The sequence below is a fragment of the Phytobacter sp. V69 genome, assembly GCF_965644215.1.
In the GTDB taxonomy this organism is placed as follows: domain Bacteria; phylum Pseudomonadota; class Gammaproteobacteria; order Enterobacterales; family Enterobacteriaceae; genus Phytobacter.
Genome location: NZ_CBFFRL010000060.1, coordinates 1 through 26,574, shown reverse-complemented (window position 1 = coordinate 26,574; position 26,574 = coordinate 1). Strand labels below are relative to the sequence as shown.

Sequence of the window (26,574 nt, the reverse complement as noted above, 5' to 3'; positions counted from 1 at the left end):
ATAGTCATGATAATAGGGCCTTCTGATTAGAAGGCCCTATTATCAATGATTTTTATCCTCGTGACGACACTATCTAGAAGGCCCTATTATCAATGATTTTTATCCTCGTGACGACACTATCTAGTCTCCAGGATTCCCGGGGCGGTTCAGACAGCTCATTTTCCAGCCCTGCCAGCGTCTCTTTTAACTCTTCAAAGTTGTTTGTCGCCACTCGTGGAGAATGAAAAAACAAACCGCTAATAAAAATTGCTTCCATCACCTCACAGAATGAATAAGAGGTGTCGCCACAAACAAAATAGCTGCGATCTGCCGGAACGACGCCTGAAACGCTTTCCTGTAACAAGCCATCTTTCTGCAAGGTCATCAGGGTTTGTTTGTTATAGAGGATGACAGGCAGGTTTTTGATTTCGTGGATATTTTCGCTAAGGCTCCAGCGCTCTTTATCGCCTTTGATAAAGCCAGAAGCATCGCAGCTACTTTCAATCTCAAATTGGTCTGTGGGGATCCGTTCACGGTTGAGCCAGGCGGTAAAATCCTCGTCTTCTTCCCGATCCTGATGCTGATATGCCCGATAGACCGAGCTTCGGCGATCGATACCAATCCACTCCAGATCCCATGTCGTGGGTTTGGACGGTTTCTTTATTTCGTCGATGTAGGCTTCGACATCCCGATCTAAATAAGCGGCCAGCAGTTCCTTCCAGGGCTCTATGGCAAAAAAGATATTTGCCAGCGTAGTGCCTTCTTCAATGATCACGGAATGACGAAAGAACCGGAGAAGAAAAAAGGAATCGCTATCTGAAAGGGTTTTCTGAATTGATCGCAACGGAAGTGCTGTTGTTTCATCATAATCAGAGCGAAAGCGCAGTATTGAATCCGAACAGAAAATTAATCTACCTTCCATATTTATCTGGCTCCTGCTGTTATGGAGTATTCCCTGGAGCATCCATCTTACATATACGTAAGCGTGAAGATATAGCATGGATCATGTACAGGTCACTGATAAGGAACCGCCACATGGACACCCGCCAGCTTAAACAATCCTACGGACACCTGGTCGCCGGAACGTACTATAAAGTGGGGAAAACTTTCGTCGATTACGACAGGACCACGCGTTGTGAAGGAGAAGTCTGGAAGTTTATTGGTTCAAGTTTTTTGGTGTATGAAAGCGGCCTGTCGCTGTTCTTTAGGATCAAAGGAAAGGTCGTGCACGTCAGGTTGCAGGCTATCCCGGAAGAACAAGGCCACATCACAGGGCATCTCGACCAGTACTTTGTTGAACATAGTCCGTGGTGGCGTTTCTGGTAATGCATTCGTCGCACAGCGATAACAAAACGCGATGAGGAGCGGGTTGCCGCACGCGTGATAAGCTCCAGCTTTGAAGACATTTCTTACGATATTGTGGGAGCTAACGAGGAAAAATGGAACGCTTGTTTGTCTACGGGACGCTACGTCCGGGCCACTCTAATGCTTATATTCTGGAAAACATTGGTGGCGAATGGCTGCCGGGGTATGTGACGGGCACGTTTTATGAACGCGGCTGGGGTGCAGCGGCGGATTTTCCGGGGATCGTTTTGCAGAAGAACGGGCCGCAGGTCCAGGGTTATCTGTTTATCTCCGCTAACCTTGAGGCACACTGGCCGATGCTCGATGAATTCGAAGATGGCTACGATCGCGTTGAGGTTGACGTCACCGCCGCGAATGGCGAGCAGCTCACCGCATGGATTTATCAGCTACAGCCGCAACCCCACCCGTAAGCGACCTGAATAAAACGCCTCGCCTGTTAAACAGTGCGAGGCGTTGTAGGCTTTATGCGTCGCGCCAGCCCATCGCCGGAGCAACATGTTTCAGGATGGACTCTATCACATGCACGTTGTACCCCACGCCCAGCTGATTCGGCACCGTCAGCAATAAGGTGTCAGCCTCGGCGATCGCCTCATCCTGTTTCAGCTGTTCGATAAGCTTGTCCGGCTCAGCGGCAAAGCTGCGCCCGAAGATCGCACGGGTTTTCTCATCGAGGAAACCGACTTTATCGCTGTCATCACGGCCTGAACCGAAATACATGCGGTCCTGATCGTTCATCAGAGCAAAAATACTGCGGCTGACCGAAACGCGCGGCGTACGGGAATGCCCCGCTTCTGCCCAGGCTTCACGATAGGCGCGGATCTGTTTTGCCTGCTGAATATGGAACGACTCGCCGGTTTCGCCATCTTTCAGCGTCGAGCTTTGCAGGTTCATCCCCAGCTTCGCCGCCCATACCGCCGTGGCGTTAGAGCCTGCGCCCCACCAGATACGCTCGCGCAGCCCTTCAGAGTACGGCTCCGGGCGGAGCAGGCCCGGCGGGTTCGGGAACATCGGCTGCGGATTCGGTTTCGCAAACCCTTCTCCGCGCAGCGTATCCAGCAGCACCTCGGTGTGACGACGCGCCATATCTGCTTCGTTTTCCCCTTCCGCAGGCTGATAGCCAAAGTAACGCCAGCCATCGATAACCTGCTCCGGGGAGCCACGGCTGATGCCCAGTTGCAAACGCCCACCAGAAATCAAATCGGCCGCACCCGCATCTTCCGCCATATAGAGCGGGTTTTCGTAGAGCATGTCGATAACACCAGTGCCAATCTCAATTTTGCTGGTTTTCGCCCCGATCGCCGCCAGCAGCGGGAACGGTGAACTCAACTGACGGGCAAAGTGATGCACCCTGAAATACGCGCCGTCGGCACCCAGTTCTTCGGCGGCAACAGCCAGATCGATGGATTGCAGCAGCGCGTCAGCGGCCGAACGGGTTCCCGACTGCGGCGACGGCGTCCAGTGACCAAATGACAAAAATCCGATCTTTTTCATGACGTGGGTCCTTATTCTCAGGGAGATTCGGCAGGGCTTCGCTGCCTTTGATGCTCACTACTCTACGCATTCCCCGATGAGAATAAATATCGTTTGTTTAACATAATGCATCAAATTAATTGACCAACATCGTGGCAAGGCAATCAGCGAGAGGTTTCCCCCTCGCCGGGCGATCAATGCGCTATCGGTTCAATAGTCTCTTCTCCCCTCACCCACCGCGGCGCTTTCAGCTCCCCGGCAAAGAACCACACCAGTTCGCACAGCAGCCCTCGCAACGTGTTCCCGGTTTCACTCGACAGCGATCGTTCATTCAGCACCTTCACCAGCGCCAGACAATACTCGCACAGGGTTTCAGCGTCGGGTTCAAAACGCGGGATGCTATCGGGAAGCGCATCGGCGATAAATTCATGAATCAGGTGCGCCGGGATCGGCTCGTTCAGGGTCGGGCGCAGCAGCGCAAGAGACTCGCTCAAGCGGTCGTACAGACCCGGATGCTGGTACACATTGTCGCTGTCGATAAGCGTCAGTGCGGCGCGATCGCAGTTATCGGCCAGTACGGTGAAATCCGGCGTTCTGAGTCGGATGGTAATTAACGGGTAAATCGGGGTAAGGGTCGTAGCCATAGGGCCGCCTCCAGTGAGTCAGAAATTATACCCACCACCAGAGGTTCCAATCTCTTGGGTGGTGGAACCAGACAGGGTTGGAACTACCGGCCTCACTGACACCGGCGCGCCTTGCGGCGCCCCCGTCCGGCCCACCATTGAATTTTGTGTAGCCGTACGCGCGATACAAAAAGCGCAGCTGCGCTATATATCGTCAGTGAAGTATTCAGGGTTCCAATCCCGGCAGCTGATTTTGCAGATGCGGGCCAACAATAGCGCGTTAACCTACTGACATCAAGGCAGTTTCTGGAAGGCATCTCGCAGAACGGAATACAACTTATCTTACATTCAACAACGCCGCTTCCATCAGTTGCGCCAGCATCGCCCGCGCACCGCTATCCGCCGCATTTCCCCGCCCCTGTTCAAGCGTAATCCCCAAATTTCCCGGCGACGGCAGAACACGTCCCGCCACGCGCAGATTGCCCGGCATCCCGACACGCGTACGCAACGTGATACCCAACCCCGCCTGCACCGCCGCCCAGATACCGCTCAGACTGTGGCTGACAAACACCACTCGCCAGGCAATGCCCGCCCGATCCAGACAGGCAGTAGCGCGCGAGCGCATTATGCACGGATGTTCAAACATCACCAGCGGCAGCGGCTCGCCCTGTGCCAACAGCGTGCTGATATCCAGCTCCGGATGCTGTATCCACTCCAGCTGGCACTGGCCGAGTAGCTTGCCCTCGCGCGGCGCGTTTTCCGGCTGCCACAGCAGTGCCATATCCAACGAGTTGTCATCGAGCGCTGAGAGCAGAGCCAGGTTGCGATCCACCCGGGCGATGATCCGCAGCCCCGGATGGTGGCGCTTGAATTCTCCCAGAATGCCGGGCATCAGCGATTCGCCAAAATCCTCCTGCATACCAATGCGGATCTCCCCCTGGAGCAGTTCGCCTTTCAGCGCCCGCAGCGCTTCATCATTTAGCGCCAGCAGGCGACGGGCGTAGCCCATCAGGATCTCACCGTTGCGGGTCAACGCCAGATGGCGGCCCTGCTTTACCACCAGTTCGGCATCGCACTGTTGTTCCAGTTTTTTAAGCTGCGCACTCACCGCCGAGGTTGAACGACACAGGCGGGTTGCCGCCAGCGCAAAGCTGCCGCACTCAATGCCGGTCACGAAACTGCGCAGGGCGTCGAGGTCGAGCGTCAGGGGAAGTTTGTCCATTATCGTCCTGAAATACGGGATGGTTAGTCGTGGATAATTTGATTTTCAGGATGAAAATATCGCGCCAGAATCGCCTCACTGTCAATACGGAGAGAACACCATGGCGAAGTCCCTCGATCGTGAAACCCTGGCCCGCGTCGCGCCGAAGCTGGCCGAGCTCAGTCAGGAAGTGCTGTTCAATGATATCTGGAAACGTGAGGCGCTTTCCCCGCGCGAGCGCAGCCTGATCACGCTGGGTGCATTGACGGCGCTGGGCCGTGTACAGCAACTCCCCTGGCATATCAATTTCGCACAGCAAAATGGCCTGAGCCGTGAAGAGATAGCCGAAGCCTTCACCCACCTGGCGTTCTACGCGGGCTGGCCTGCGGCGGTATCCGCCCTTGGTTGCCTGGAAGAGGAGTAAGCGCATGCCCTTCACCCGTATCACCCTGCGTCAGGGGTATAACGACGCGCAGGTAACGCAGATTTCCGACATCCTGCAGCAGACGCTGGAGGACGAGTTTTCCGTCCCGCCCGGCGACCGTTTTCAGGTGTTTGAAGCACTACCAACCAACCAGCGGGTGTTTGACCGCCACTATAAAAGCGGCGGGCGCAGCGACAATTTCATCCAGTTTCATATCCTGGCCGGTAAACCGCGCACCCGCGAACAGAGGCAACGCCTGTGCCGCGTGCTGTGCCAACGGCTGCAAAGCGCGCTGGATATTCATCCGGATGATGTGATGGTAATGATCCAGTTCAATACCGTCGATAAGTGGAGTTTCAGCCAGGGCCGACTGCTGTCGGAGGACGCGCAATGATTGTGATGCAATACCGATTTACCCTGCCTGCCGACTACGACATGGCGATTGTCGAGACGCGCATCCGGGAAAATGGCGCGAAGCTGGACGGTTTTCCGGGCCTGCTGTTTAAGACGTATCTCTTCTCCCGGCGCGAGGATGCGCATTGTGGGGAGAACCGCTATGCTCCGCTGTATGTCTGGAAAAATGCCGAAGCAATGGCGCGCTTTTTACAGAGTCCTGGCTTTAAAAAGCTGACGGAGGATTTTGGCTGGCCGCAGATTGATACCTGGCTGGCGCTGCGTCTTCCCGGTATCGATGAGGTGCACAATGCCGCCTGGCTGTCGATGAGAAAGCTGCCGATTGCAACGCATAGTGACCTGTCGACCTTGCCGCCAGAGGGGCAGCTTTGCGCGTGGGATGTGAGCCGCTGGCAGTGGTTGCAGGTGGATGTTGGCGCTGCACCGCAGTTGGGTCGCGAGAATTACCGGATTGGCTATGTGGCCAGTGAGGGGTAGTTTGGGGGCGTAGTGCGGTTTGCTCCCCCTCACCCCCGACGAAAACGACCGTAGCCCCGGTCAGCGAAGCGCCACCGGGGACAATTCCCGGATGGCGGCGTGAACGCCTTATCCGGGCTACGGGATATTTGCCGCCATGGGGTATTTGTAGCCCCAGTCGGCGAAGTGCCCCCCGGTACAGGCCGAACGATCTTACTGCTCAAAATGCGCCTATAAAAAACCCCGCCGAAGCGGGGTTTTGTTTTACAACCAATAGATTACGCTTTGGCGCGACTGGCGATGATGTCGTCCGCCACATTGCGCGGCGCTTCCGCGTAATGGTGGAACTCCATGCTGTAGGTCGCGCGGCCTTGCGACATGGAACGCAGCGTGGTGGAGTAACCAAACATCTCCGCCAGCGGCACGTCGGCGCGGATAATCTGGCTACCGAAACGCTCCTCCATACCCTGCACCATCCCGCGACGGGAAGAGAGGTCGCCCATAATGTTCCCGGCGTACTCTTCCGGCGTTTCCACTTCCACATGCATGATCGGCTCAAGGATCGCCGGATCCGCTTTACGTGCGCCATCTTTAAAGCCAAAGATCGCCGCCATGCGGAAAGCCATTTCCGAGGAGTCGACATCGTGATACGAACCAAACGTCAGGGTCGCTTTCACGTCCACCACCGGATAACCCGCCAGCACGCCGTTGTTCATGGCTTCGCGTAGCCCTTTTTCCACGGATGGAATGTACTCACGCGGTACCACGCCGCCTTTGGTGGCATCTTCAAACACGAAGCCACTGCCCGGCGCCAGCGGTTCAAGGCTCAGCACAACATGACCGTACTGCCCTTTACCGCCGGACTGGCGGACAAATTTCCCTTCAATCTCTTTCACCGCTTTACGCAACGTCTCACGATAAGTGACCTGCGGACGCCCAATGTTCGCCTCCACGCCAAACTCACGCTTCATACGGTCGACGATAATTTCGAGGTGTAACTCGCCCATCCCGGAAATGATGGTCTGGCCGGACTCTTCGTCAGTGTGCAGGCGGAACGACGGGTCTTCCGACGCCAACCGCTGCAACGCGATACCCATTTTTTCCTGGTCAGCTTTGGTTTTCGGTTCAATCGCCAGCGAAATCACTGGTTCCGGAAACTCCATACGCTCCAGGGTGATCACCGCATCCGGGTCACTCAGGGTGTCGCCGGTGGTCACGTCTTTCAACCCGACACAGGCAGCAATATCGCCCGCTCGCAGTTCGTCGACTTCATGGCGATCGTTGGCGTGCATCAGCACGATACGGCCAATACGCTCTTTTTTGCCTTTCACCGGATTCCACACCGCGTCACCTTTTTTCAGCACGCCGGAGTAGACACGGATAAAGGTCAACTGGCCGACGTACGGATCGGTCATCAATTTGAACGCCAGGGCCGAAAACGGCTCGTCGTCGCTCGGATGGCGTTCCGCAGGCTGACCTTTTTCGTCCACACCCTGAATCGCCGGAATATCCAGCGGCGATGGCATCAGCTCAATCACCGCGTCGAGCATGCGTTGCACGCCTTTGTTTTTAAAGGCGCTACCGCACAGCATCGGCTGGATTTCCCCAGCCACCGTGCGTTTACGTAGCCCGGCAATGATTTCCACTTCATCCAGATCGCCTGTTTCCAGGTATTTATCCATCAGCTCATCGCTGGCTTCGGCTGCCGCAGAGACCATTTTTTCACGCCATTCCTGGGCGGTGGTCAATAACGCATCCGGCACAGGTGCATAGCTAAAGGTCATGCCCTGAGTGGCGTCGTCCCACACAATGGCGCGCATTTTGATGAGGTCCACCACACCGGTGAAATGCTCTTCTGCACCGATAGGGATAACAATCGGCACCGGATTGGCTTTCAGGCGGTCGATCATCATCTGCACCACGCGAAAGAAATCCGCGCCGGGGCGGTCCATTTTGTTGACGAACGCCAGGCGCGGCACATGGTATTTGTTGGCCTGCCGCCAGACGGTTTCCGATTGCGGCTGGACGCCACCAACGGAGTCATAGACCATGACTGCGCCGTCCAGTACGCGCATCGAGCGTTCCACTTCAATAGTGAAATCCACGTGCCCTGGGGTGTCGATGATATTGATGCGATGCGGCTCGTAACCTCTGTCCATACCAGGCCAGAAGCAGCTTACCGCCGCGGATGTAATGGTAATTCCGCGTTCTTGCTCCTGCGCCATCCAGTCGGTTGTTGCCGCGCCATCGTGTACTTCACCCAGTTTGTGGCTCATCCCGGTGTAAAACAGGATGCGCTCTGTGGTTGTCGTTTTACCGGCATCGATGTGCGCGGAGATACCGATGTTGCGATAACGTTCGAGGGGGATGGGTCGGGGCATGATGCGTCCTTAGTCAGTTTGACAATGTAAGTGGCCGATGCGGCCGGTTATGCTTCGCTGACTATAATAGTCCAACTGTACGAGTATTCTAGTACTATTTTAAAATATTGGGCTATCATTGAGATTGTCAGACCTGATGCCTGGCGCATAGCCGAGCCTGTATGCATCGGGTATATTACCGGCCAGCCGCCGATACGGGCTGCTGCTTGTGATGAGCAGAGCAACCGCCGACCTAGGAAGACTATGATTGCGAACCACCCTGAACCCGAACAAATATTGCTGGAAAACGTCCTTTTTGCTCTTGGAAACCCTCTGCGCCTGGCGATGCTCAAGCGCCTCGCCGATGGCTGTGAGCTGAGTTGCAATGCGTTGCGCCCGGAAGAGGTGGCAAAGTCCACCATGACCCATCACTGGCGCGTGTTGCGCGACAGCGGCGTGGTCTGGCAGCGCCCGCAGGGGCGGGAGAATATGATTTCGCTGCGCCGGGAAGATTTGGATGCCCGTTTTCCAGGGCTGCTGGATACGTTGTTGCAGGTGATGCAGGCGGGGAGATAAGTCCCCTTTCCCCAGCCTCCAGGAAGAAAACCACGTCGCGCCGTTGGTGGCATTCCCGGATGCGGCGCAAACGCCTTATCCGGGCTACAAAACCATCGCGTAGCCCCGGTAAGCACGCGCCACCGGGGACATTCCCGGATGCGGCGTAAACGCTTTATCCGGGCTACAAAACCATCACGTGTCCCCGGTAAGCACGCGCCACCGGGAAAATCTTACTTCGTCTCTGGCAACACAATATTGCTGTTAGCCAGCGTCCCCATCTTGTTGTGCATCGCGCAAGCGGCGTCCACCAGCTGCATCGCTAATGCCGCGCCGCTGCCTTCGCCCAGACGCATCCCCATATTGAGATACGGCTCGAGACCTAGGTTTTGCAGGGCAATACGCGCCCCTTTCTCTGCCGAAAAATGCGACGGGATCAGGTAATCTTTCACCTTCGGTTCAATACGGCAGGCCGCCAGCGCCGAAGCATAGGACAAGAACCCGTCCAGTACCACCGGCAGGCCGCACGACGCGGCGCCAATCATCACACCCGTCATCCCCAGCAGGTCAAAACCACCCACCTTCGCCAGCACGTCCAACCCATTGTTCGCATCAGGCTTGTTGATCTCAATGGCGCGACACACCACCTGCGCTTTATGCCCAAGCTGAGATTCCGGCAAATTCGCGCCGATACCCACCACCGACTCCGGCGCTTCCCCTGTCAGCACGCTGACAATCGCCGCCGCAGGCGTGGTATTCGCCATACCCAGCTCGCCCACGCCAAAAAGCTGCACGCCATCAGCAGCCAGTTCGCGGGTATAGCGGATAGTTTCCAGCAACAGTTCCTGCGCCTGCACGGCGCTCATCGCCGGGCCCTGCGCGATGTTGTTACTGCCGCGCGCAACCTTCATGTTCACAAGCCCTGGGATCGGATCGCTATCAATACCGACATCCAGCACATGTACTTTCGCTCCGGCCTGCGCCGCCAGCACGCAAACGCCCGTAGTGCCATGGGTCATGTTCGCCGCCTGAATGGCGGTCACGATCTGCGGCGAAATCGCCACCCCTTCATGCCAGACACCGTGATCGGCACACATCACAATGATGGCTTTTTTCCCTGACTGCGGCTTACCGCCTAACCCCGGCATCCCGGCGAGCTGCACCGCCAGCGACTCCAGACGCCCCAGGCTGCCGGGCGGCTTGAGTAAACCATCAATATGCTGTTGTGCCTGCGCCATCGCACCCTGATCGAGCGCGGGAATTGCTGCCAGTAAAGAAGTCAGTGTTTGCATAGGAATTCTCAGTAGTTGTAAGGCGCCGCTCAGAGCAGCGCCAGAAGGAAGACCAGTTCACCCAGTTCAATGGCAGCACCCAGGGTGTCGCCCGTTTGCCCGCCCAGCGTGCGTTTAAGCATCAGGCCAAGCAGAAAAATCGCCAGCACGGTTATCAGTAGCGCCGTCAGGCCTCGCCAGCCTTCAAGCCCCACCGCCACCAGCAGCGCAAACGCCAGGGTGATAACCGTCTGCGTGAAGGTGACTTTGCCGATAAACAAATTGCCCAGCCCCTCTTCACGGGCATAGCGATGGCCGTACATCATCACCACCGCGCAACCGCGCCCGGCAGCGCAGGCCGCAGCGAACGCTGCTGGCATAGCAAGCCCACGCAGGGAGAGTTCGCTGACCACCAGGATTTTCGCCACTAACACGAACACCAGCGCCAGCCCGCCGTGCGTGCCCAAACGGCTATCACGCATGATCTCCAGCATCCGCTCACGTGTACGGGCAGAAAAGACGCCATCACAGGTATCCGCTAATCCGTCAAGATGAAAGCCACCGGTCAGTAACGCCAGCGCCAGGACCGCAAACAGTGCCGCCAACGGTGCGCCACTCCAGGGTTGCAGCAGCATAAACAGACCGCCGCTAATGCCGCCAAGCACCACGCCGACAAACGGGAAAGTGACGATACCGCGCACGTAATCTTCGACATCCAGCCCCTGAACCAGGCGAGCGGGCACCGGCAAACGGCTGATAAACGACAGTGTGGCAAAAAACAGCCTGATCATTTGATTTTGACTCCAATCCCCGACACCACCAGCCAGACGTTATCCGCCGCCTGTGCCAGACGTTGATTCGCCCGTCCGGCGATATCGCGAAAATGCCGCGCCAGGCGGTTCTCCGGCACAATGCCCATTCCCACTTCGTTGGTCACCAGCACCACCGGTGCCGGGCAACGTTCACAGGCGGCAATTAAGCGCTCGATCTCTTCCTGCACCCGCGCTTCCAGCAGCGCATAGTCCCAGCCGTCCGGGTCGCTGTCGCCACCGTGCGCGAATAGCAGGTTGGTTACCATCGTGGTAATACACTCCAGCAGAATGGCTTCGTCCGGCGAATTATCGGCGGTGATGATATCGGCCAGATCCTGCCAGCGCTCTTCGGTGCGCCAGTGCGCCGGGCGGCCGTCCCGATGGTGCTGAATGCGGGCCGCCATTTCCTCGTCAAAAATTTGCGAGGTGGCGATATAGAGAACGCCCTTTGCGTTTGCCACCAGCGATTCGGCGTGATGGCTTTTGCCGCTGCGCGCCCCGCCCGTAACCAGCGTTAACATGCGCTTTCCTGATGTTGATGCATAATCTGATAAATCCTGTCGATGTCGATGTTCTTGCGCATGGCGTCTGCCAGCAGGTCAAACTGCTGCGCTTTGTAGTGGGCATAATCCACCGTACTATCCAGCGGCGGCAAGCCTTTGCGCTCACGCAGCGCGTTAATCAGCGTGCGGGTAAAATCGTCGCTGTCGAAAAGCCCGTGCAGATAGGTGCCAAACACCAGCCCGTTCTCGCTGACCGCGCCATCGGCAATGCGCTGCCCTTCTTTTTCCAGCCACAGCACCGGGCGACACCCATCCAGCAGAGTGGTTTCCCCCATATGGATTTCGTAACCGTGCAGCGCAATATCCCCACAGCCCGCCAGCAGCCCGGGCAGATCTCCCTGAACGGAGGCCGCCACCAGGGTGGTGGTTTTGTTCTGCGCAAAATGGGTGACGGTATTCAGCAGCCCCAGACCTGGTAGCGTGCCAAGGCCGGATTCCACCTCATCGACAATGGTTTCGCCCAGCATCTGGTAGCCGCCACAGACCCCCAGTACCGGCACACCCTGACGATTTTTCTGTAGGACCGCCTGCGCCAGCCCGCTCTCCTGCAACCAGGTGAGATCCCCCAGCGTATTTTTGCTGCCGGGCAGGATGACCAGGTCGGTATTTTGCAACTCTTGCGGCGAGTGCACGTAGTGCACACGTACGTCCGGTTGCGCGGCAAGAGCGTTAAAATCGGTGAAATTCGAAATGTGCGGCAACTGCACCACCGCGATATCAATGGCCCGCACCCCGGTGCGCAGGTATTTGCCACGCTGCAACGCCACGCCGTCCTCATCTTCTAAATCGACGTCCAGCCACGGCATCACACCCAGCACCGGCACCCCGGTCAGCTCTTCAATTTGCTTGATACCGGGCGTCAGCAGGGCAACGTCGCCACGGAATTTATTAATGATGACCCCTTTCACGCGCCACCGTTCGTGTTCCTGCAGTAGCGCCAGGGTGCCATAAATCGAGGCGAAAACACCGCCCCTGTCGATATCCGCCACCAGCACCACCGGGCAACCGGCCATCTCCGCCATGCACATGTTGACGATATCGCGATCGCGCAGGTTAATCTCCGCCGGGCTGCCCGCCCCTTCCAGCACAATGACATCGTACTCGTGCCCCAGACTCTGATAGACGCTGATAATCTGCTCACGCAGGCGCGGTTTGTATTCGTGATAGCTCACAGCGTCCATATCGGTCGCCACTTTGCCCATCAGCACCACCTGTGCTTTGCGATCGCTGGTAGGTTTGAGCAGAACCGGGTTCATGCGCACATCCGGCACAATCCCTGCTGCCTCTGCCTGAAAAATCTGCGCGCGCCCCATCTCCTGCCCATCCGGGGTAATACCCGAGTTGAGCGCCATATTCTGCGATTTAAAGGGAGCGGTCTTTAATCCATCCTGGTACAGGATGCGGCACAGCCCCGCCACCAGCACGCTTTTTCCCACGTCTGATGCCGTGCCCTGCAGCATAATCGCCAGCGTCATGACGCCTCCTTAATGTGGGTTGCCCGCATGCGGGTATAAAATTCGGCTTCGCTTTTGCACAGCGGCATACCCAGTTCGGTATGCAGTTTTACCAGCCAGGGTTGCGTTAACCCGGCCTGTTCAATTTGCGCTTTTTGGGCAAACACCTCGCCCGGCGTACCGTACGCCAGCATTTCGCCGCGGCGTAGAACATACACCGCATCGCAAATCTCATAAATCAAATCAATATCATGGCTGGAAACCACCACATGATTCCCCTGCGCCACAATACGCTGAATAATCGCGATCATCTGCGTACGCCCGGAGGGATCCAGCCCGGCAGTCGGTTCATCCAGCAGCAGATATTTCGCCTGCAAGACCAGCGCTCCGGCAATGGCGACGCGCTTTTTCTGCCCGTGACTCAGGCACTGAATCGGCTGATGGCGAAAAGCTTGCGCATCTACCAGCGTGAGCGCATCGTCGGTACGCCGGGCAATTTCGTCTTCCGCTACCCCAATATTGCGCAGGGCAAAGGCGATGTCGCTGTCGATGTCGGTGTAGAAAATCTGCTGATCGGGATCCTGAAACACAGTCGCCACCTGCTGGCGCAGCGCAAGCAGCCCGCGCTTACTATAATCAAGCGGTTTTCCCTGCCACAGCACCGCCCCTTGTTGCGGGCGTAAAATACCGCTCAGATTCATAAACAGCGTCGATTTTCCGCAGCCGTTCGCCCCCACCAGCCCGGTGACCGGCTGGCGGGAAAAATCGAGCGTGAGCCCTTTCAGGGTGAGCTCGTCCTGATAACTGAACCACAGCCCGTCGGTCGACAGCATGCCATTCCTTACAGGTGAAAATCACCCTGATAGAGTTTGATATCCAGCGTGGTTGCCATCTCTTTGTAGCGCAGCAACACGCGGGTAAATAAAAGCCCAACCAGCATCGCCAGCGAGCGGTATCCTAATGGCAGCGTGCGATAACCAAAGCGCAGGGTTTGCGCCCGGTGAATTGCCGCGGCCTCTTCCAGCAGGATGAAGATAAACCGCCAGGTCAGCAATATTTGCTCGGTCAACAGCCGCGGCACTCGCCCTTTTTTGAGCAACACGATGAGCTGCGGAAACGGCAAATTCAGCACCAGCCAGAAGGTCGCCGCCAGCGCTGCCAGGCTGCGCCAGAGGGTCGTATTGGCCATCAATAGCCCTTCTGGCAAAACCCCCAGCCAGTAGCCTCCCAGTGGAATACCCACCAGCAGATGCTGAGGATCCTGGGTGATGCTGAACAATATTGTCAGTACCCCCACCAGCAGAAAACCAATGGGGATTGCCATCCAGCGCAGCCAGCGCCAGAACGAAATACGCAGCAGCCAGCAGGTAAACGCCGCCAGCACCAACAGCAACGCCCCCTGCCCGACCGGGGGCAGGGAAAACGCCAGTACCATCATCGCCAGCCAGAGAAAGAATTTGCGCTCCGGAGCGACACTGAACCAGCGGCTCTGGTAGCTCAGCCGATCAAGCCCGTTCGTCAACACGCTGTCTGCCTTTCATATAGCCCAGGATGTAGAAAATGACCGCCGCACCGATCGACCCTTGCAGGGTAAAGAGCAGGCTTTCAATTTCACTGCTGGCAGGCTCATACAGCGGTTCAAACCAGGGCTTATAGTTCGGGTCGACGGCCTGAATCTGGCCTTCTGCCTGATCGTCAGAACCACCGTATTCGCCGCCGTGATTAATAAAGAACGGCAGAATCACCAGCGCGATAACCATCGCAAGCAAAATCAGTGTCTTTTTCATCTTAATGTCCTTGTGCAGCGATCAGCTGACGTTTGGTGAGCTGGTCGTAGATCATCACCGTGAGCAGGCCTTCGGCGATAGCAATCGGGATCTGGGTCAGGCAGAAAATACCCATAAATTTGATGGTTGAGCCCATTGCGCCAGCCTGCGGGTCCGGGAAGGCCACGCCAAGCTGCACAGAGGTGACAAAATAGGTCACCAGGTCGGCGAGCATGGCGCACAAGAAGACCCCGACATCACGACGAATACCTGCGCGGCAGGCCATTTTCCACACCATATAGCCGACGATTGGCCCAATCACCGCCATCGACATACCGTTCGCACCAAGCGTTGTCAGGCCACCGTGCGCCAGCAGCAGTGCCTGAAACAGCAGAACGATGGCACCGAGAATCGCCACTACGCCCGGCCCGAAGAGGATCACCGCCAGTCCTACACCTGTCGGGTGCGAGCAACTGCCGGTCACCGACGGGATTTTCAGCGCCGACAGCACGAAAATAAACGCACCGCAAAGCGCCAGCAGCACCTTCTGGTTGCTGTCTTCCGAGACAATACGGCGCAGACGCACCAGCCCGTACCACAGGCAGGGCAAAAACAAAATCCACCAGGCCAGCGCCCACATCGGCGGTAAAAAGCCTTCCATGATATGCATGGCAAACGCCTGCTCCGGTACAACAAGCAGCAACAGGCCTGCTGCCAGCCCGCTTAACGACAAGCGTTTAAGCTGTTGTTCCAGTTTCATACCTTCTCCCACTGTTTATTTACCAGAATCGTCGAAAAATACGGGAGTGCCTGATCGTCGCTCACCTCAGCGAGCTGTCGCCAGCACTGCTCTCCCGCCAGGGTTGCTTCGGCCATCATTAATGCGCGGTCAAGCAATCCGGCGTCGGCCAGCAACGCTTTGATGCGCGCGAAGCGGCCATAGACTTTCATCAGCACCAGGCTGTCGTGGTTTGCCAGTGCCTGTTTTATTTCGTCCTCCGGCGCGGTACAGGAGACCACCGCCAGCGACTGTTGCTCCATGGCAAGCGGGGTTTGGGTGCGTGCGGCAATGGCGGCAAACGAGGTCACCCCCGGCACGATTTCCAGCCAGTCAGGACGCCCAAGACGCTGCAACAAGAAAACCCAAGTGCTGAACAACATGGCGTCGCCCAGGGTGATGAAACCCACCTGTTTTCCGGCCTGGGTTTCTGCGGCAAGCGCAGCCGCCACTTCATCCCAGACGGCCTCTTTTTCTGCGCTGTCGGCACTCATCGGGAAATGAGTGCAGCGGATTTCCGTCTGCTCACCCAGATATTCCCGCACGATAGAGAGCGCCAGGCTGTCGCCCCCTTTGCGCCCCGCCGGGGCATAGAGCACATCGAGCTTGCCAAGAATGCGCGCCGCACGAACGGTAAGCAGATCGCTGGCACCGGGGCCAATTCCTAATGCGTACAGTCTGCCGCTCATGCCGCTACCTCCAGTGACTGGCTCAGTGCCTGATGCAGATGTGAAACAAACATCGCGCGGATGGCCGGGTTTTCCCCCAGCCCCTGTAACCAAGGCGTGGCGGCAATGCCGACCCGTTCAAACTGCGTTTTCCACGAGTCTTCTTCATCGGATGCCATGTCGTTAATGGCGTGATCGCCTGCGACCAGCATCAGCGGCATCAGGTGTACCGCACTGATACCTTCGTGGCGTAAACTGTCGATCACCACATCGATTTCCGGATAGCTTTCCACCGCGCCGACACGGGCCGGGAAGCGGTGCGCCGCCATCATATGGTCGAGGCAGGCGTAAGCCGCGAAGGCATGATGGCTGGCACCGTGGCCCATAAAAACCACTTTTTCGCCGTCTGCCAGCACCGGCATCTGGCGAGCCAGCGCCTGCATCAGGTGCATGTAATCGTCGTGACTGCTGAGCAGCGGCGCGCCAATCACCATCCGTTTAAACAGATGCCGCAGGGTTTGCACCTCAAGGACGATTTTTTCGTATTCGTCACCGTTGATGATGTGCAACGACTGAATAGCCACATCCTGATAACCCTGATCGGCCACCCTTTGCAGCGCCTGTAACGGGGTGTCGATGTGCAGGTTGTCGCGCTGCTTAAGCTTGCGAATGATCATCCCGGAGGTAAATGCCCGAAACAGCGTGCGATCCGGGCAACTGGCGGCCAGCTCCTGTTCGCAGGCGACAATGTTCTTTTCACAGGTGTCGTGGTAGCTGGTGCCGAAACTCACCACCAGAAGCGCTTTTTTCATGTTCTTTTCCTCACTGTGTGGCGAGCCAGCGCAGCAGCCGCTGCGAAAATGCATCCTGGCTTTCCAGTAACTCATCACCCGAAACCGCAGGCTGCGGGCGTGTAATAACAATGCAGGGGATCCCCGCTTCCAGACACGGCTGAACCTTTTCCTGATACCCGCCTTCCGCACCGGAGGCTTTGGTGATCATCACGTCCGCACGGCACTGGCGGTAAAAGGCGGCGTTGAACTGCGCGCTAAACGGCCCGCACATGGCAAAGATCTCGCCAACGCCAAAACCGCTTTCGGCGCATTGCACCATCACATCGGCAACGGGCAGCACTCGCGCCAGCAAGGTCTTCTCGCCAAGCCCCGCGCGCCAGAGCGCCAGGTCTTTGCTGCCGGTGGTCAACAACACGCGCTGCCCGAGGCCGCGCGCGACGTCACAGGCTTCGTCAATCGAGGCGACCTTGTGCAGCAGCGGATGTTCCAGCTCCGCCAGTTGTTCCGGGCGCTGGTAACGGCTCAACAGTACGTTTGCCTGGCGACAGGCTTCGGCGATGTTCTGGCTAACCACCTCGGCATAGGGGTGAGACGCATCCACCACCCAGCGCGTCTGGTTATCCGCAAGCCAGCTCAGCATGGCATCGGGATCCATTCGCCCACAGCGCACCTCGCCGCGAATGTCTCCCGCCAGGTGCTGCCCGGTGGGTGTCGCCACCGACAGGGTGTAGCGCACCCCGGCGGTGTCAAGCTGCTGGCAAATGGCCCGCGCATCGCTGGTACCACCGATCACCAGTACGTCGCCTGCACTCACAGGGAATAACCTCTTGGTGTGATCATCAGGCCATCCGCCACGTAGGTCGCTTTGTTGCCAACAATCACCAGGCTGGTCATATCGACCGGTTCAAAGTCCATCTCGCCAAGGGTGGTTATCCACTTCTCTTCTTTTTTACGTCCGGCAGATTTGACAATCCCCACCGGGGTTTCCGGGCTTTTGCTGCCCGCCAGCAGTTCGAAGGCGCGCGCAAGATGCCCTTCGCGGCCACGGCTGCGCGGGTTGTAGAAGCAGATAACAAAGTCGGCTTCCCCGGCGGCAACAATGCGTTTTTCAATAACCGGCCACGGGGTCAGCAAGTCACTGAGGCTGATATGGCAGAAGTCATGCATCAGCGGTGCGCCAAGCAGTGCAGCCGCTGCGATACTGGCGGTCATGCCAGGGATCAGGCGCACTTCTACGTCCAGTTTCTGCTTACTGACCAGCTCAAGTACCAGACCCGCCATGCCGTAAATCCCGGCATCACCGCTGCTGATCAGCGCCACGTTATGCCCGGCCTGCGCCAGTTCAATCGCCGCCTGACAGCGCTCAATCTCTTTGCACATGCCGGTTTTGATCACCTGCTTGTCGCCGGTAAAGGCTTTCACCAGATGGGTGTAGGTTTTGTAACCCACCACAATTTCCGCCGCCTGCAAGGCTTCAATCGCCTCCATGGTCATCATTGCCTGTGAGCCAGGGCCAATCCCGATAACAGTTAACATCAGTGTGAAACTCCCAAAGTAATAGTGACGCCCTGTTCACGCAGGGTCTCGCCAACCAATTGCCCACGACTCATCAGCCAGGCTGCGGGTCCGGATACGCTTCCCACACCGGTGGTCTGACGCACAAAATCAGAGGCGGGGAAGCGATGTTCATGCTGACGCAGGGCATCAGCGGTAAAAATTTCAAACGGCACACGCAGGCTTTCCGCCAGTTGTGTGAGCGCTTTTTCATGCTCTTTCAGGGTGATGCTGCCAATTGCACGCAACGCCAGCGGGTCGAAAGACTGCGCTTGCAACTGCTGCTTAAGCAGCCCCGATACCACCGCAAACGGGGTATCACGACGACAGCCAATGCCCGCCACCACGCGCCGGGGAACCAGTTTGTAAACCGGCAGCGCAAGCTCGGGCAGATCAGATTGCACGGTCACGCAGACCAGCGCAGTCAGCTCAGGCACATCATCAAGAGACGCCACCGGAATAAACTCGCGCGTGTCGCAGCGTTCGACTTCATCGCGCAATGCGTCTTCACACCACAGGCCGATGCGTTCGCCGCTGACCAGCCAGTGGTTGATGGTCTTTACTGCCGTGCGCAGATCCTCCATGCGCGCATCCAGCTGGCAGACCAGGGTATCGAGCGCCGCCAGTTCGTTGACATCCGTCGCGGTGGTGATCACCGGATCCGCACCCAAAACGCCCGCCAGGTAACGGGCCAGCTCATTCGCCCCGCCAAAATGGCCGGAAAGCAGGCTGATCACGTGCAGGCCGCGCTCATCAATAACGATCACCGCCGGGTCGCTGAACTTGTCGTTCACCAGCGGCGCCAGCACGCGTACGGCAATCCCGGTCGCACCGATGAACACCAGCGCGGAGTGCTGGGTGAAAGCATCACGCAGCGACTGGGCAAAACCGCCGTCGAACGGCACAAACCCCTCTTCCAGCAATTTCTCACTGGTGTAGCAGGTCATGGGTAGCGCCAGTTTCAGCCGGTTCGCCAGGGCAACACCGCCAGGCGTCAGGCAGAACAGCGCGATAGATTCAGGCTTTACGGTATTCATGGCTAAAGTCCGCCGCATAAAGACGTGAGTAGTGGTACTCCTCGCCAAGAAATGCGCCAACGAGGATCAGTGCGGTTTTACGAATGCCGGCATCGCGCACTTTGTCGGCGATGTCCGCGAGGGTGCCGCGCACCGTCTGGCTTTCCGGCCAGGTGGCCTTATAGATCACCGCCACCGGCGTGGTTGCCGGGTAGCCGCCTTCGATCAGGCGCTCTGCAACCCGGTTAATGCGCTGTACGGAGAGATAAATCGCCATCGACGTCTGGTGGCTGGCAAAGGACTCCAGTTGTTCCAGCGGCGGAACCGGGGTGCGCCCCTCCAGGCGGGTGATGATCAGGCTCTGCGATACTTCCGGCACGGTGTATTCCACGCCCAGTTCTGCCGCCGCCCCGAGGAAGGCACTCACGCCGGGAACAACCCTCCACTGGATACCGCGTTCGGTCAGCACTTCCCCTTGTTCACGCACGGAACCGTACAGGGAGACATCGCCCGTTTGCAGGCGCACCACTACTTTGCCTGCCTTCACTCCGGCTTCCATCAGGTCGATGATCTGTTCCAGGTGCAGTTCTGCGCTGTCGTGACACTCAGCACCCGGGGGACAGTAGTCGAGCAGTTCGGTATTAATGAGCGAGCCCGCATAAATGACGACCTGTGCCTGCTGCAACAGGCGGTATCCTTTCAGGGTGATCAGCTCGCGGTCACCGGGGCCAGCCCCGACAAACCAGACGATTTGCGCATCAAATTTTTCAGCCATGAGACTCTTCCTTCTCGCAGGAAATCACAAAAACAGGGTTATTCGGTTTGAAGTAGTGGCCGCTGCCCAACGCATGAAGAAGTGAAACCTGAATTTGCTGGCAGTCCAGCGCGGCGACCCGGCAGGCGGCGAGGTGACTCAGCGCACTGCTGAGGTTCTCCTGCAAAATAAAGGTCATCACCAAGCGACCGCCGGGGATCAGTTGGGCCAAAGACCAGTCAATCAGTTGGGTCAGGTTGCCACCGCTGCCGCCCATAAAGACCGCGTCGGCGGGCTGTTCGACAAACAGCGGCGCCACACCGGGGACAATAGTGATATTGCGACAGCCGAAGTGCTGGCAGTTCTCTTCCAGCAGCCCCAGCGCCGCCGGATTACGCTCGATGGCGGTCACCTGTAACTGCGGGTGGCAGACGGCAGCCTCAATCGAGACGCTGCCCGTGCCTGCGCCAATATCAATAAAATGGCGGGCAGCGGATAAGTTCAGCCGCGAGAGCACCAGCGCACGGACCACTTCTTTGGTCATCGGGACACTTTCACCGCGTAAAAACAGTTCATCTTTCATTGAGGATCACCACCACATTCATTTCATAGTGCGCATGGACGTCACGGGCAGGCAGCCAGTGGATACGTTCGTTGTCCATCGCCAGATTTTCACCAATCACCAGCAAGCGTTCTCCCTCACCGCGCGCCACCAGGGCAGCGGCAATTTCCCGTGGCCCGCAGCGGGCATCGGTCACCATCGCGGTTTTCGGGGAACGGGCTAAGGCGTCAAAATCCACATCGCGCCCGTGGGAGCTGGTCAGCCAGATATCATTCATATCGATGCCGGTCTTCGCGCACAGGTACTGCACGGCGCTGATACCGGGAATAATGCGCACCTGTTCAATGCCGAACTCCGCCACCAGTCGTTTGCCAATGCCATAAAACAGCGGATCGCCGGAGGCCAGCACCGCCACATGCTGATGAGACTGCTCAGCAATCCAGCGCACTAATCCCGGGATGTCGGCATCCAGCACACGCCGTTCACCGGCAAAATCCGGAAACTGTTCAAGATGGCGTTTACCGCCGACCAGCACATCCGCCTGCGCGACAGCGTCCTGCGCCATCGGAGTCATTAATGTCAGTGAAGCGGGCCCCATGCCTACGACGGTCAGCATTGCAAATCCTCCACAATCTCCTGGAACGGACGGTTCGAGCCGAGGATATGGTTATCAAACGAGAACATGATGGCGTCGCACTGGGGCGGATTTTTGGTAAAGCGCAGGTTGAGCATGACGCGCTGGCAGATACGTTGCGCCAGATGGTTATAGAGGTGGCTGAAACCCGCCGCATCGATGTGTTCCATCGCTGCTTCGGTGGTATCGCACTCACTCACTTTGAGCAGCAGGTCGTGAGGGGCGCCGAGAAGCGCCAGATGTGCCACCAGCGTTTCCATACGCGCATCGGCGATATGGCTGTGAGTGTGGAAGATCCCGGCGGCGATTTTCACCAGTTTGCCCGGGTGCCCAATCAGCACAATTTGTCGGTAGCCAAGGCGCACCGCCTCTTCAATCATGTAACCCACGAAGTTGCTCATGGTGACTACAATGTCGCTGGAAAGCCCCATCTGCTCGCGGACAAAACGCTCCCCGTGGTTGCCCGGCACCAGCACCACCCGCTCCAGCCCGGCTTCGCGTTTGATCTCCAGTTCCAGCGAGAGCGAGCGTTTCCAGCTCTCTTCGGACATCGGCGTGACAATGCCCGTGGTGCCAATAATTGAGATCCCACCCAGAATACCGAGCCTGCTGTTGTAGGTTTTTTGCGCCCGTTCTTCCCCTTCCGGGGCAAAGATTTCCACCTGCGCGCCGCGCGACGGGCCGATCACCTCACGTACGGCTGCTTCAATGGTCTGGCGTGGCGTACGGTTAATGGCGGCACTGCCGACCGGCAGGCCAATACCTTTGCGGGTCACCGTGCCCACGCCTTCGCCACCGGAGAGGACAATCTCGCCGCCGTCGTTCAGCGTAACGCGGGCAAAGATCAGCATGTCGTGGGTCGCATCCACATCATCGCCACCGTCTTTGCGGATCGCGGCGATGCCCTGCTGGCCTTCAATATGCGGCGATTCAACGTTAAGACGCAGCATGACGCCAGACGGCGTGACAATCGACACCTGGTGAATGATGTGCTGGCGCAGGACCATCAGCGCGGCGACTTTTGCTGCCGCCGTCGCACAAGAACCGGTGGTATAGCCTTTGCGTAGCGCCTTGCCGTTGTGCCACACCGGGGCATCGAACGTCTCTTCGCTCATTACGCCTCCCGCATGTAATACAAAAAGGCGTTAACAATCGCCGCCGCCACATTGCTGCCACCTTTACGTCCGAGTGCGGCAATTCCCGGCAAGCCGCTTTCTACCAGTGCATCTTTCGATTCCGCCGCGCCGACGAAGCCAACCGGGACACCCACCACACCGCGAACCTGGCCGTTTTGCTCCAGTAAACGGAACAGCGCGGTGGGGGCGTTACCGAAGACGAAGACTTTCTCGCCCACTTCACTAAGCGCCAGATCCACTGCCGCCATCGAGCGGGTGATCCCTTCTTCTTTTGCTTTACGCACCACGCGCGGGTCGCTGATATAGCACTTCACCTCACCGCCGAATTTTGCCAGCAGGGTTTTGTTGATCCCAGAAAGGGCCATGGTGGTGTCGGTGTAAAGCGTGCAGCCGCTGCGGATCGCGCTGCCCAAGCTTTCCAGCGCGTCCGGAGAAAACCACAGGATGTCCAGCCAGTCGAAATCGGCGGTCGTGTGAATCACACGTTTGATGATGGCTTCGTGCAGAGGGCTGGCAAAACGGTAGTCAGGCCGTGTTTCGCGAATGATGTCGCCAATAATGACAAAACTTTTGTCCTCAATAGCCTGAGGTTGCTGTAAATAATCCATTGTTTTCATCAGATTGCTGCTCCTGCCAGCGTAAATTGCGTCAGCGCAAACACGGCCAGTGCCAGGGTGGAGGCCACCCACATCAGGCGAATGGTTTGCGAAATATCATCAACGGTGATGGCGCGGGTCTCATCGCCAATCCAGGGCTTTTCGACGCGCTGGCCGAAGTAGTCATTGGGTCCGCCAAGCCTTATGCCAAGCGCCCCCGCGACGGTGGCTTCTGACCAGGCACAGTTAGGGCTGCTGTGATTGCGACGGTCGCGCCAGCCGATACGAAACGCGCGCGCCGGGTTCAGGCGGCAAAGCCAGGCGGCAACGCTTAACAGCAGCCAGCTCAGGCGAGCCGGAATAAAGTTGGCGACGTCATCCATACGTGCGCTCACCATACCGGTGGCGCGATATTTTTCGTGTTTGTAACCGACCATCGAATCGAGGGTGTTAACCGCTTTGTAGGCCATCGCCAGCGGTGCGCCGCCCAACAGTAAAAAGAACAGCGGAGCAATCACGCCGTCCACGGCGTTTTCCGCCACGGTTTCCACTACGGCGCGGGCGATCTGCGGCGGCTGAAGTTGCGAGGTATCACGCCCGACAATCCAGGAAAGTTTCTCCCGGCTTTCAGCCAGCGTGCCGTGGAGTAAGGCGTGTTCCACTTCCCGCGCCGCATCCGCCAGGCAACGCGCCGCCAGCAGGGTGTAGATCATCCACACCTCAACAAACCAGCCGAGCCACGGATGAATAGATTCTGCGAGGGTCAACACGCCGTATGCCACGCCCCAGGTCACGCCCACCACCACCAGCCACATCACCCCACCACCGATACGCAACGCGGTATCAGAATGACAGACCCGGCGAACAGCGCGCTGAGTCAGGACGATCAGTGCGCCAATCCAGCGGACCGGATGCGGCCAGTGCGGGGGATCACCCAGCCAGCGGTCAAGAAGCCATGCGGCGCACCAGGCAAGAATCGTCATAACGCGCTCCTTGCGGCGGCAATCCAGCGACTCAGCATGGCTGGACGTTGAGCAAAATGGATGTGCAAATAGCTGGCGTAGGTGTTGCCCACCTGCCAGCCGCCCTGCCACTGGGACAAAATCTTGCCATCGCGGGTTTTCTGGCAGTGCATTACTGCGTCGTGCTCAGGGGTAAAATCGGAGTAGTGGAACTCGTGACCACGTAATGTTTCACCTTCATCGGCCAGCAGCATGGGCTGACTGGCGGTGGCTTCACAATAGCCAAAGCGGGTCAGGCGTTTGCCCATCTCACTGTGGCCGGGTATCGCCCCCACCATCGAATGAATGTCGCCTTCGGCATCACGCAGCGTAGAGCCGAGATACATCAGGCCGCCGCACTCAGCGTAGATCGCCACGCCGCGCTGATGCGCCGAACGGATAGCCTCGAGCATGGACGTATTGGCAGCCAAAGTGCGGGCATGGAGTTCCGGGTAACCGCCACCGAGCCAGAGCATCTGGCATTCGGGTAACACGACGTCATGCAGCGGGCTAAAGCGTACGATCTTCACCCCCACATTGCGCAGTAACTGAATGTTATCGGGGTAATAAAAGTTGAAGGCCTCGTCATCGGCCAGTGCGAGCGTCAAGCCCTTCCCTTCGTCACACGCGGGTAATTTGGGCCATTGCCCCTGCGGTAAAGACTCGAGCAAGCTCAGGGAAAGCAGCTTATCGATATCCAGCGTTTGCGCGATGCGTTCGGCAAATTCACGCCACGGCTGGGAATCGATGGCCGATTCACGGGCGGTGACCAGTCCCAGATGGCGCTCCGGCAATGCCACGCCCGGGGTGATGGGCACATAGCCCAGCGCAGGAATACCGCAATAGTGTTCGATGGCGTGTTTGAGTAACTGGAAATGGCTGTCACTGTTGACGCGGTTAACAATCACGCCGGCAATGTTGAGCGCCGGATCGAAGTGTTGAAATCCCATCACCGTGGCGGCGATAGATGTCGACACCGCTTTACCGTCAACCAGCAGGATGACCGGTACGCCAAGCTGCTTCGCCAGCGCGGCGCTGCTGCAATAATTGGGGTCAGTACCATAGCCATCGAACAGTCCCATAACGCCTTCAATCACGGCGATATCGGCGGTGTGCATTTGCTGGTTAAACAACGTATTCAGCGTTGGGGCGGGCAGCATAAAGCTGTCAAGATTGCGGGATTCCACGCCCGTTACGGCGGTATGCCAGGCGGTATCGAGGTAGTCCGGGCCGACTTTGAAAGGCTGCACCCGCATACCGCGCTGCTGTAAAACGTTCAGCAGGCCGAGCGTGACGGTGGTTTTACCACAGCCACTTCCGGTACCAGCAAGGATAAAGGCGCGACGCCCGTCAGACATACCTTAAAGCCCCGTTCAGGGTGGAAAGGCTGTGCCAGGCTGTGCGTTGTCCCAGTCAATGACTGTACGCGTCTGAGCAACCGACTTCCCACCGAAGTTGTTGAGAGTAACCATCAGGCCGGTCTTCTGGCTTAGCGTCGTCCTCGCCCGTCCTTCCCAATCTCGCGATCAGTGGTGATTACGGGGTCGTCAGCATCACAGCAGCGGGGGCTGCGGGGGATTCTTACCCCCTTCCCAGCCGCGATATTCTGCGGCAAACCTGTTGGCTTCATTGTTCATTTCACTGATACAGCATATTGCTGAAAAAGTGATTTTGCTCCTGACTGCAATCTATCGCATCAGGGAAATAAAAACTGGTTCAGTTTATCCCTGCGAGGACAATAATTTGTTGCGCTATAACAATTTATTGTCCAACCTTTTTCCTAATGTCTTATTCTGACTGCCTTTCAGGCGATTTTATTGCCATTGTGAATAACAAAATATTGTTATCGGAAATTTAATCGCCGTCATAGTTTGCATTATTTTGCAGGCGAAAAACCTGCGGTGTTACCTGATATGTCTGGCGGAAAACTTTGCAAAAATAACTCGTTTGAGAAAAACCTAAATTGCGCGCAATACTGGCAATACTCCAGTCACTGTGACACAACATTTCTTTTGCGCTCGCCATCCGCTGGCGATTTACCCACGCATTAAAACCAATCCCTTGGTATTTTTTGAACAGCTTACTGAAATAGTAAGGGCTGAGATAAACATGCGCCGCCACATCCTCCAGACGCAGTTCGTCCGAGAGATGGGCATCGATATAGCGTAACGCCTTCTTCATTTTACTGTCGTGTGGCCCCTGATTTCGGCTGCTTCGCCCCGCCTCCTGAGCCAGTTGCTGATCTTTAATGACGACGAAATTGAGCTGTTTTTTAAGACAATTTTCGACAATCAGCTTAGATAGTGTCGTCACAAGATTTTAGCCCAGAGAGCGATGCATCTGATCTGGACGGCAGCGAGAAATGAGG

General features: G+C 57.4%; 32 protein-coding genes, 1 pseudogene and 1 riboswitch. Of the genes and pseudogenes, 6 read left to right on the top strand and 27 right to left on the bottom strand.

Annotated features, from left to right (window positions below; translation table 11 throughout):
- Positions 1-73: 73 nt before the first annotated feature.
- Positions 74-901, bottom strand: coding sequence for a hypothetical protein (locus ACSZPU_RS10770; RefSeq protein WP_498998412.1), 828 nt, complete (start codon positions 899-901; stop codon positions 74-76).
- 113 nt (positions 902-1,014) lie between these two features.
- Between ACSZPU_RS10770 and ACSZPU_RS10765 the strand changes: the two genes are divergently transcribed.
- On the top strand, positions 1,015-1,305 hold the full coding sequence (locus ACSZPU_RS10765) for a DUF3601 domain-containing protein (protein WP_498998409.1): 291 nt from the start codon (positions 1,015-1,017) through the stop codon (positions 1,303-1,305).
- 113 nt (positions 1,306-1,418) lie between these two features.
- Entirely contained in the window at positions 1,419-1,754 is a 336-nt protein-coding gene (locus ACSZPU_RS10760; RefSeq protein WP_498998406.1) for a gamma-glutamylcyclotransferase family protein, read from the top strand.
- Between the two features lie 52 nt (positions 1,755-1,806).
- On the opposite strand, the gene ACSZPU_RS10755 is transcribed toward ACSZPU_RS10760, so the two are convergent.
- From ACSZPU_RS10755 to ACSZPU_RS10740, 4 genes are all read right to left on the bottom strand, one after another.
- A complete protein-coding gene (locus ACSZPU_RS10755; RefSeq protein WP_498998405.1) occupies positions 1,807-2,835 on the bottom strand; it encodes an LLM class flavin-dependent oxidoreductase in 1,029 nt (342 codons plus the stop codon).
- A gap of 173 nt (positions 2,836-3,008) precedes the next feature.
- The gene (locus ACSZPU_RS10750; RefSeq protein WP_498998403.1) at positions 3,009-3,458 is read right to left on the bottom strand and encodes a hypothetical protein; all 450 of its coding nucleotides are present in this window, start codon (positions 3,456-3,458) and stop codon (positions 3,009-3,011) included.
- Between the two features lie 18 nt (positions 3,459-3,476).
- On the bottom strand, positions 3,477-3,623 hold the full coding sequence (locus tag ACSZPU_RS10745) for an ash family protein (RefSeq protein ID WP_498998418.1): 147 nt from the start codon (positions 3,621-3,623) through the stop codon (positions 3,477-3,479).
- Between the two features lie 151 nt (positions 3,624-3,774).
- Complete coding sequence (locus ACSZPU_RS10740; protein WP_498998400.1) at positions 3,775-4,659, bottom strand: LysR substrate-binding domain-containing protein; 885 nt, start codon at positions 4,657-4,659, stop codon at positions 3,775-3,777.
- A 100-nt stretch (positions 4,660-4,759) separates the two neighbouring features.
- Here ACSZPU_RS10740 and ACSZPU_RS10735 point away from each other — a divergent pair, with 100 nt between their 5' ends.
- The 3 genes from ACSZPU_RS10735 to ACSZPU_RS10725 are packed head-to-tail and all read left to right on the top strand — an operon-like array spanning position 4,760 to position 5,953.
- Entirely contained in the window at positions 4,760-5,062 is a 303-nt protein-coding gene (locus ACSZPU_RS10735; RefSeq protein ID WP_498998398.1) for a carboxymuconolactone decarboxylase family protein, read from the top strand.
- A gap of 4 nt (positions 5,063-5,066) precedes the next feature.
- A complete protein-coding gene (locus ACSZPU_RS10730; protein WP_498998396.1) occupies positions 5,067-5,456 on the top strand; it encodes a tautomerase family protein in 390 nt (129 codons plus the stop codon).
- On the top strand, positions 5,453-5,953 hold the full coding sequence (locus ACSZPU_RS10725) for a DUF4865 family protein (RefSeq protein WP_498998394.1): 501 nt from the start codon (positions 5,453-5,455) through the stop codon (positions 5,951-5,953). The genes ACSZPU_RS10730 and ACSZPU_RS10725 overlap by 4 nt, the downstream gene beginning before the upstream one ends.
- Before the next feature lie 257 nt (positions 5,954-6,210).
- On the opposite strand, the gene fusA is transcribed toward ACSZPU_RS10725, so the two are convergent.
- Positions 6,211-8,313 (bottom strand): elongation factor G, encoded by a 2,103-nt coding sequence (fusA, locus tag ACSZPU_RS10720; RefSeq protein WP_498998392.1) that lies wholly within the window; start codon positions 8,311-8,313, stop codon positions 6,211-6,213.
- A gap of 243 nt (positions 8,314-8,556) precedes the next feature.
- Here fusA and ACSZPU_RS10715 point away from each other — a divergent pair, with 243 nt between their 5' ends.
- On the top strand, positions 8,557-8,868 hold the full coding sequence (locus ACSZPU_RS10715) for an ArsR/SmtB family transcription factor (RefSeq protein WP_498998390.1): 312 nt from the start codon (positions 8,557-8,559) through the stop codon (positions 8,866-8,868).
- Between the two features lie 212 nt (positions 8,869-9,080).
- Here ACSZPU_RS10715 and cobT read toward each other — a convergent pair whose 3' ends face one another.
- From cobT to ACSZPU_RS10610, 21 genes and pseudogenes are all read right to left on the bottom strand, one after another.
- On the bottom strand, positions 9,081-10,139 hold the full coding sequence (gene cobT, locus ACSZPU_RS10710; protein ID WP_498998388.1) for a nicotinate-nucleotide--dimethylbenzimidazole phosphoribosyltransferase: 1,059 nt from the start codon (positions 10,137-10,139) through the stop codon (positions 9,081-9,083).
- 29 nt (positions 10,140-10,168) lie between these two features.
- Complete coding sequence (cobS, locus tag ACSZPU_RS10705; protein WP_498998385.1) at positions 10,169-10,909, bottom strand: adenosylcobinamide-GDP ribazoletransferase; 741 nt, start codon at positions 10,907-10,909, stop codon at positions 10,169-10,171.
- Positions 10,906-11,451, bottom strand: coding sequence for a bifunctional adenosylcobinamide kinase/adenosylcobinamide-phosphate guanylyltransferase (gene cobU / locus ACSZPU_RS10700; protein ID WP_498998383.1), 546 nt, complete (start codon positions 11,449-11,451; stop codon positions 10,906-10,908). The genes cobS and cobU overlap by 4 nt, the downstream gene beginning before the upstream one ends.
- Entirely contained in the window at positions 11,445-12,968 is a 1,524-nt protein-coding gene (locus ACSZPU_RS10695) for a cobyric acid synthase (protein WP_498998381.1), read from the bottom strand. The genes cobU and ACSZPU_RS10695 overlap by 7 nt, the downstream gene beginning before the upstream one ends.
- Complete coding sequence (locus ACSZPU_RS10690; protein ID WP_498998379.1) at positions 12,965-13,780, bottom strand: energy-coupling factor ABC transporter ATP-binding protein; 816 nt, start codon at positions 13,778-13,780, stop codon at positions 12,965-12,967. The genes ACSZPU_RS10695 and ACSZPU_RS10690 overlap by 4 nt, the downstream gene beginning before the upstream one ends.
- A gap of 8 nt (positions 13,781-13,788) precedes the next feature.
- Positions 13,789-14,469: an energy-coupling factor ABC transporter transmembrane protein gene (locus ACSZPU_RS10685; RefSeq protein WP_498998416.1), complete on the bottom strand. Its 681-nt coding sequence runs from the start codon at positions 14,467-14,469 to the stop codon at positions 13,789-13,791.
- Positions 14,453-14,734, bottom strand: a complete 282-nt coding sequence (locus tag ACSZPU_RS10680) for an energy-coupling factor ABC transporter substrate-binding protein (RefSeq protein ID WP_498998377.1) — start codon at positions 14,732-14,734, stop codon at positions 14,453-14,455. The genes ACSZPU_RS10685 and ACSZPU_RS10680 overlap by 17 nt, the downstream gene beginning before the upstream one ends.
- Before the next feature lies 1 nt (position 14,735).
- Entirely contained in the window at positions 14,736-15,473 is a 738-nt protein-coding gene (gene cbiM, locus ACSZPU_RS10675) for a cobalt ECF transporter S component CbiM (protein ID WP_498998375.1), read from the bottom strand.
- Complete coding sequence (locus tag ACSZPU_RS10670) at positions 15,470-16,180, bottom strand: cobalt-factor II C(20)-methyltransferase (RefSeq protein WP_498998373.1); 711 nt, start codon at positions 16,178-16,180, stop codon at positions 15,470-15,472. The genes cbiM and ACSZPU_RS10670 overlap by 4 nt, the downstream gene beginning before the upstream one ends.
- On the bottom strand, positions 16,177-16,971 hold the full coding sequence (gene cbiK / locus ACSZPU_RS10665) for a sirohydrochlorin cobaltochelatase (protein WP_498998370.1): 795 nt from the start codon (positions 16,969-16,971) through the stop codon (positions 16,177-16,179). Before cbiK ends, ACSZPU_RS10670 begins: the two co-directional genes overlap by 4 nt.
- Before the next feature lie 10 nt (positions 16,972-16,981).
- Positions 16,982-17,767, bottom strand: coding sequence for a cobalt-precorrin-6A reductase (locus ACSZPU_RS10660; protein WP_498998367.1), 786 nt, complete (start codon positions 17,765-17,767; stop codon positions 16,982-16,984).
- Positions 17,764-18,489, bottom strand: coding sequence for a precorrin-3B C(17)-methyltransferase (locus tag ACSZPU_RS10655; protein ID WP_498998363.1), 726 nt, complete (start codon positions 18,487-18,489; stop codon positions 17,764-17,766). Before ACSZPU_RS10655 ends, ACSZPU_RS10660 begins: the two co-directional genes overlap by 4 nt.
- On the bottom strand, positions 18,489-19,544 hold the full coding sequence (gene cbiG, locus ACSZPU_RS10650) for a cobalt-precorrin 5A hydrolase (RefSeq protein ID WP_498998360.1): 1,056 nt from the start codon (positions 19,542-19,544) through the stop codon (positions 18,489-18,491). Before cbiG ends, ACSZPU_RS10655 begins: the two co-directional genes overlap by 1 nt.
- The gene (locus tag ACSZPU_RS10645) at positions 19,525-20,298 is read right to left on the bottom strand and encodes a cobalt-precorrin-4 methyltransferase (RefSeq protein ID WP_498998358.1); all 774 of its coding nucleotides are present in this window, start codon (positions 20,296-20,298) and stop codon (positions 19,525-19,527) included. Before ACSZPU_RS10645 ends, cbiG begins: the two co-directional genes overlap by 20 nt.
- Entirely contained in the window at positions 20,291-20,860 is a 570-nt protein-coding gene (locus ACSZPU_RS10640; RefSeq protein WP_498998355.1) for a decarboxylating cobalt-precorrin-6B (C(15))-methyltransferase, read from the bottom strand. Before ACSZPU_RS10640 ends, ACSZPU_RS10645 begins: the two co-directional genes overlap by 8 nt.
- Positions 20,850-21,455, bottom strand: coding sequence for a precorrin-6y C5,15-methyltransferase (decarboxylating) subunit CbiE (gene cbiE / locus ACSZPU_RS10635; RefSeq protein WP_498998353.1), 606 nt, complete (start codon positions 21,453-21,455; stop codon positions 20,850-20,852). The genes ACSZPU_RS10640 and cbiE overlap by 11 nt, the downstream gene beginning before the upstream one ends.
- Entirely contained in the window at positions 21,449-22,588 is a 1,140-nt protein-coding gene (cbiD, locus tag ACSZPU_RS10630) for a cobalt-precorrin-5B (C(1))-methyltransferase CbiD (protein ID WP_498998352.1), read from the bottom strand. The genes cbiE and cbiD overlap by 7 nt, the downstream gene beginning before the upstream one ends.
- Positions 22,588-23,217, bottom strand: a complete 630-nt coding sequence (locus ACSZPU_RS10625) for a cobalt-precorrin-8 methylmutase (RefSeq protein ID WP_498998414.1) — start codon at positions 23,215-23,217, stop codon at positions 22,588-22,590. The genes cbiD and ACSZPU_RS10625 overlap by 1 nt, the downstream gene beginning before the upstream one ends.
- Positions 23,218-23,225: 8 nt before the next feature.
- A complete protein-coding gene (gene cbiB / locus ACSZPU_RS10620; protein WP_498998351.1) occupies positions 23,226-24,188 on the bottom strand; it encodes an adenosylcobinamide-phosphate synthase CbiB in 963 nt (320 codons plus the stop codon).
- Positions 24,185-25,564, bottom strand: a complete 1,380-nt coding sequence (locus ACSZPU_RS10615) for a cobyrinic acid a,c-diamide synthase CobB (protein WP_498998349.1) — start codon at positions 25,562-25,564, stop codon at positions 24,185-24,187. Before ACSZPU_RS10615 ends, cbiB begins: the two co-directional genes overlap by 4 nt.
- Before the next feature lie 99 nt (positions 25,565-25,663).
- A riboswitch (cobalamin riboswitch) is annotated at positions 25,664-25,842 on the bottom strand.
- Between the two features lie 218 nt (positions 25,843-26,060).
- Positions 26,061-26,510 (bottom strand): annotated as a pseudogene (locus tag ACSZPU_RS10610) (helix-turn-helix transcriptional regulator); the annotation flags it as partial.
- Between the last annotated feature and the right edge of the window lie 64 nt (positions 26,511-26,574).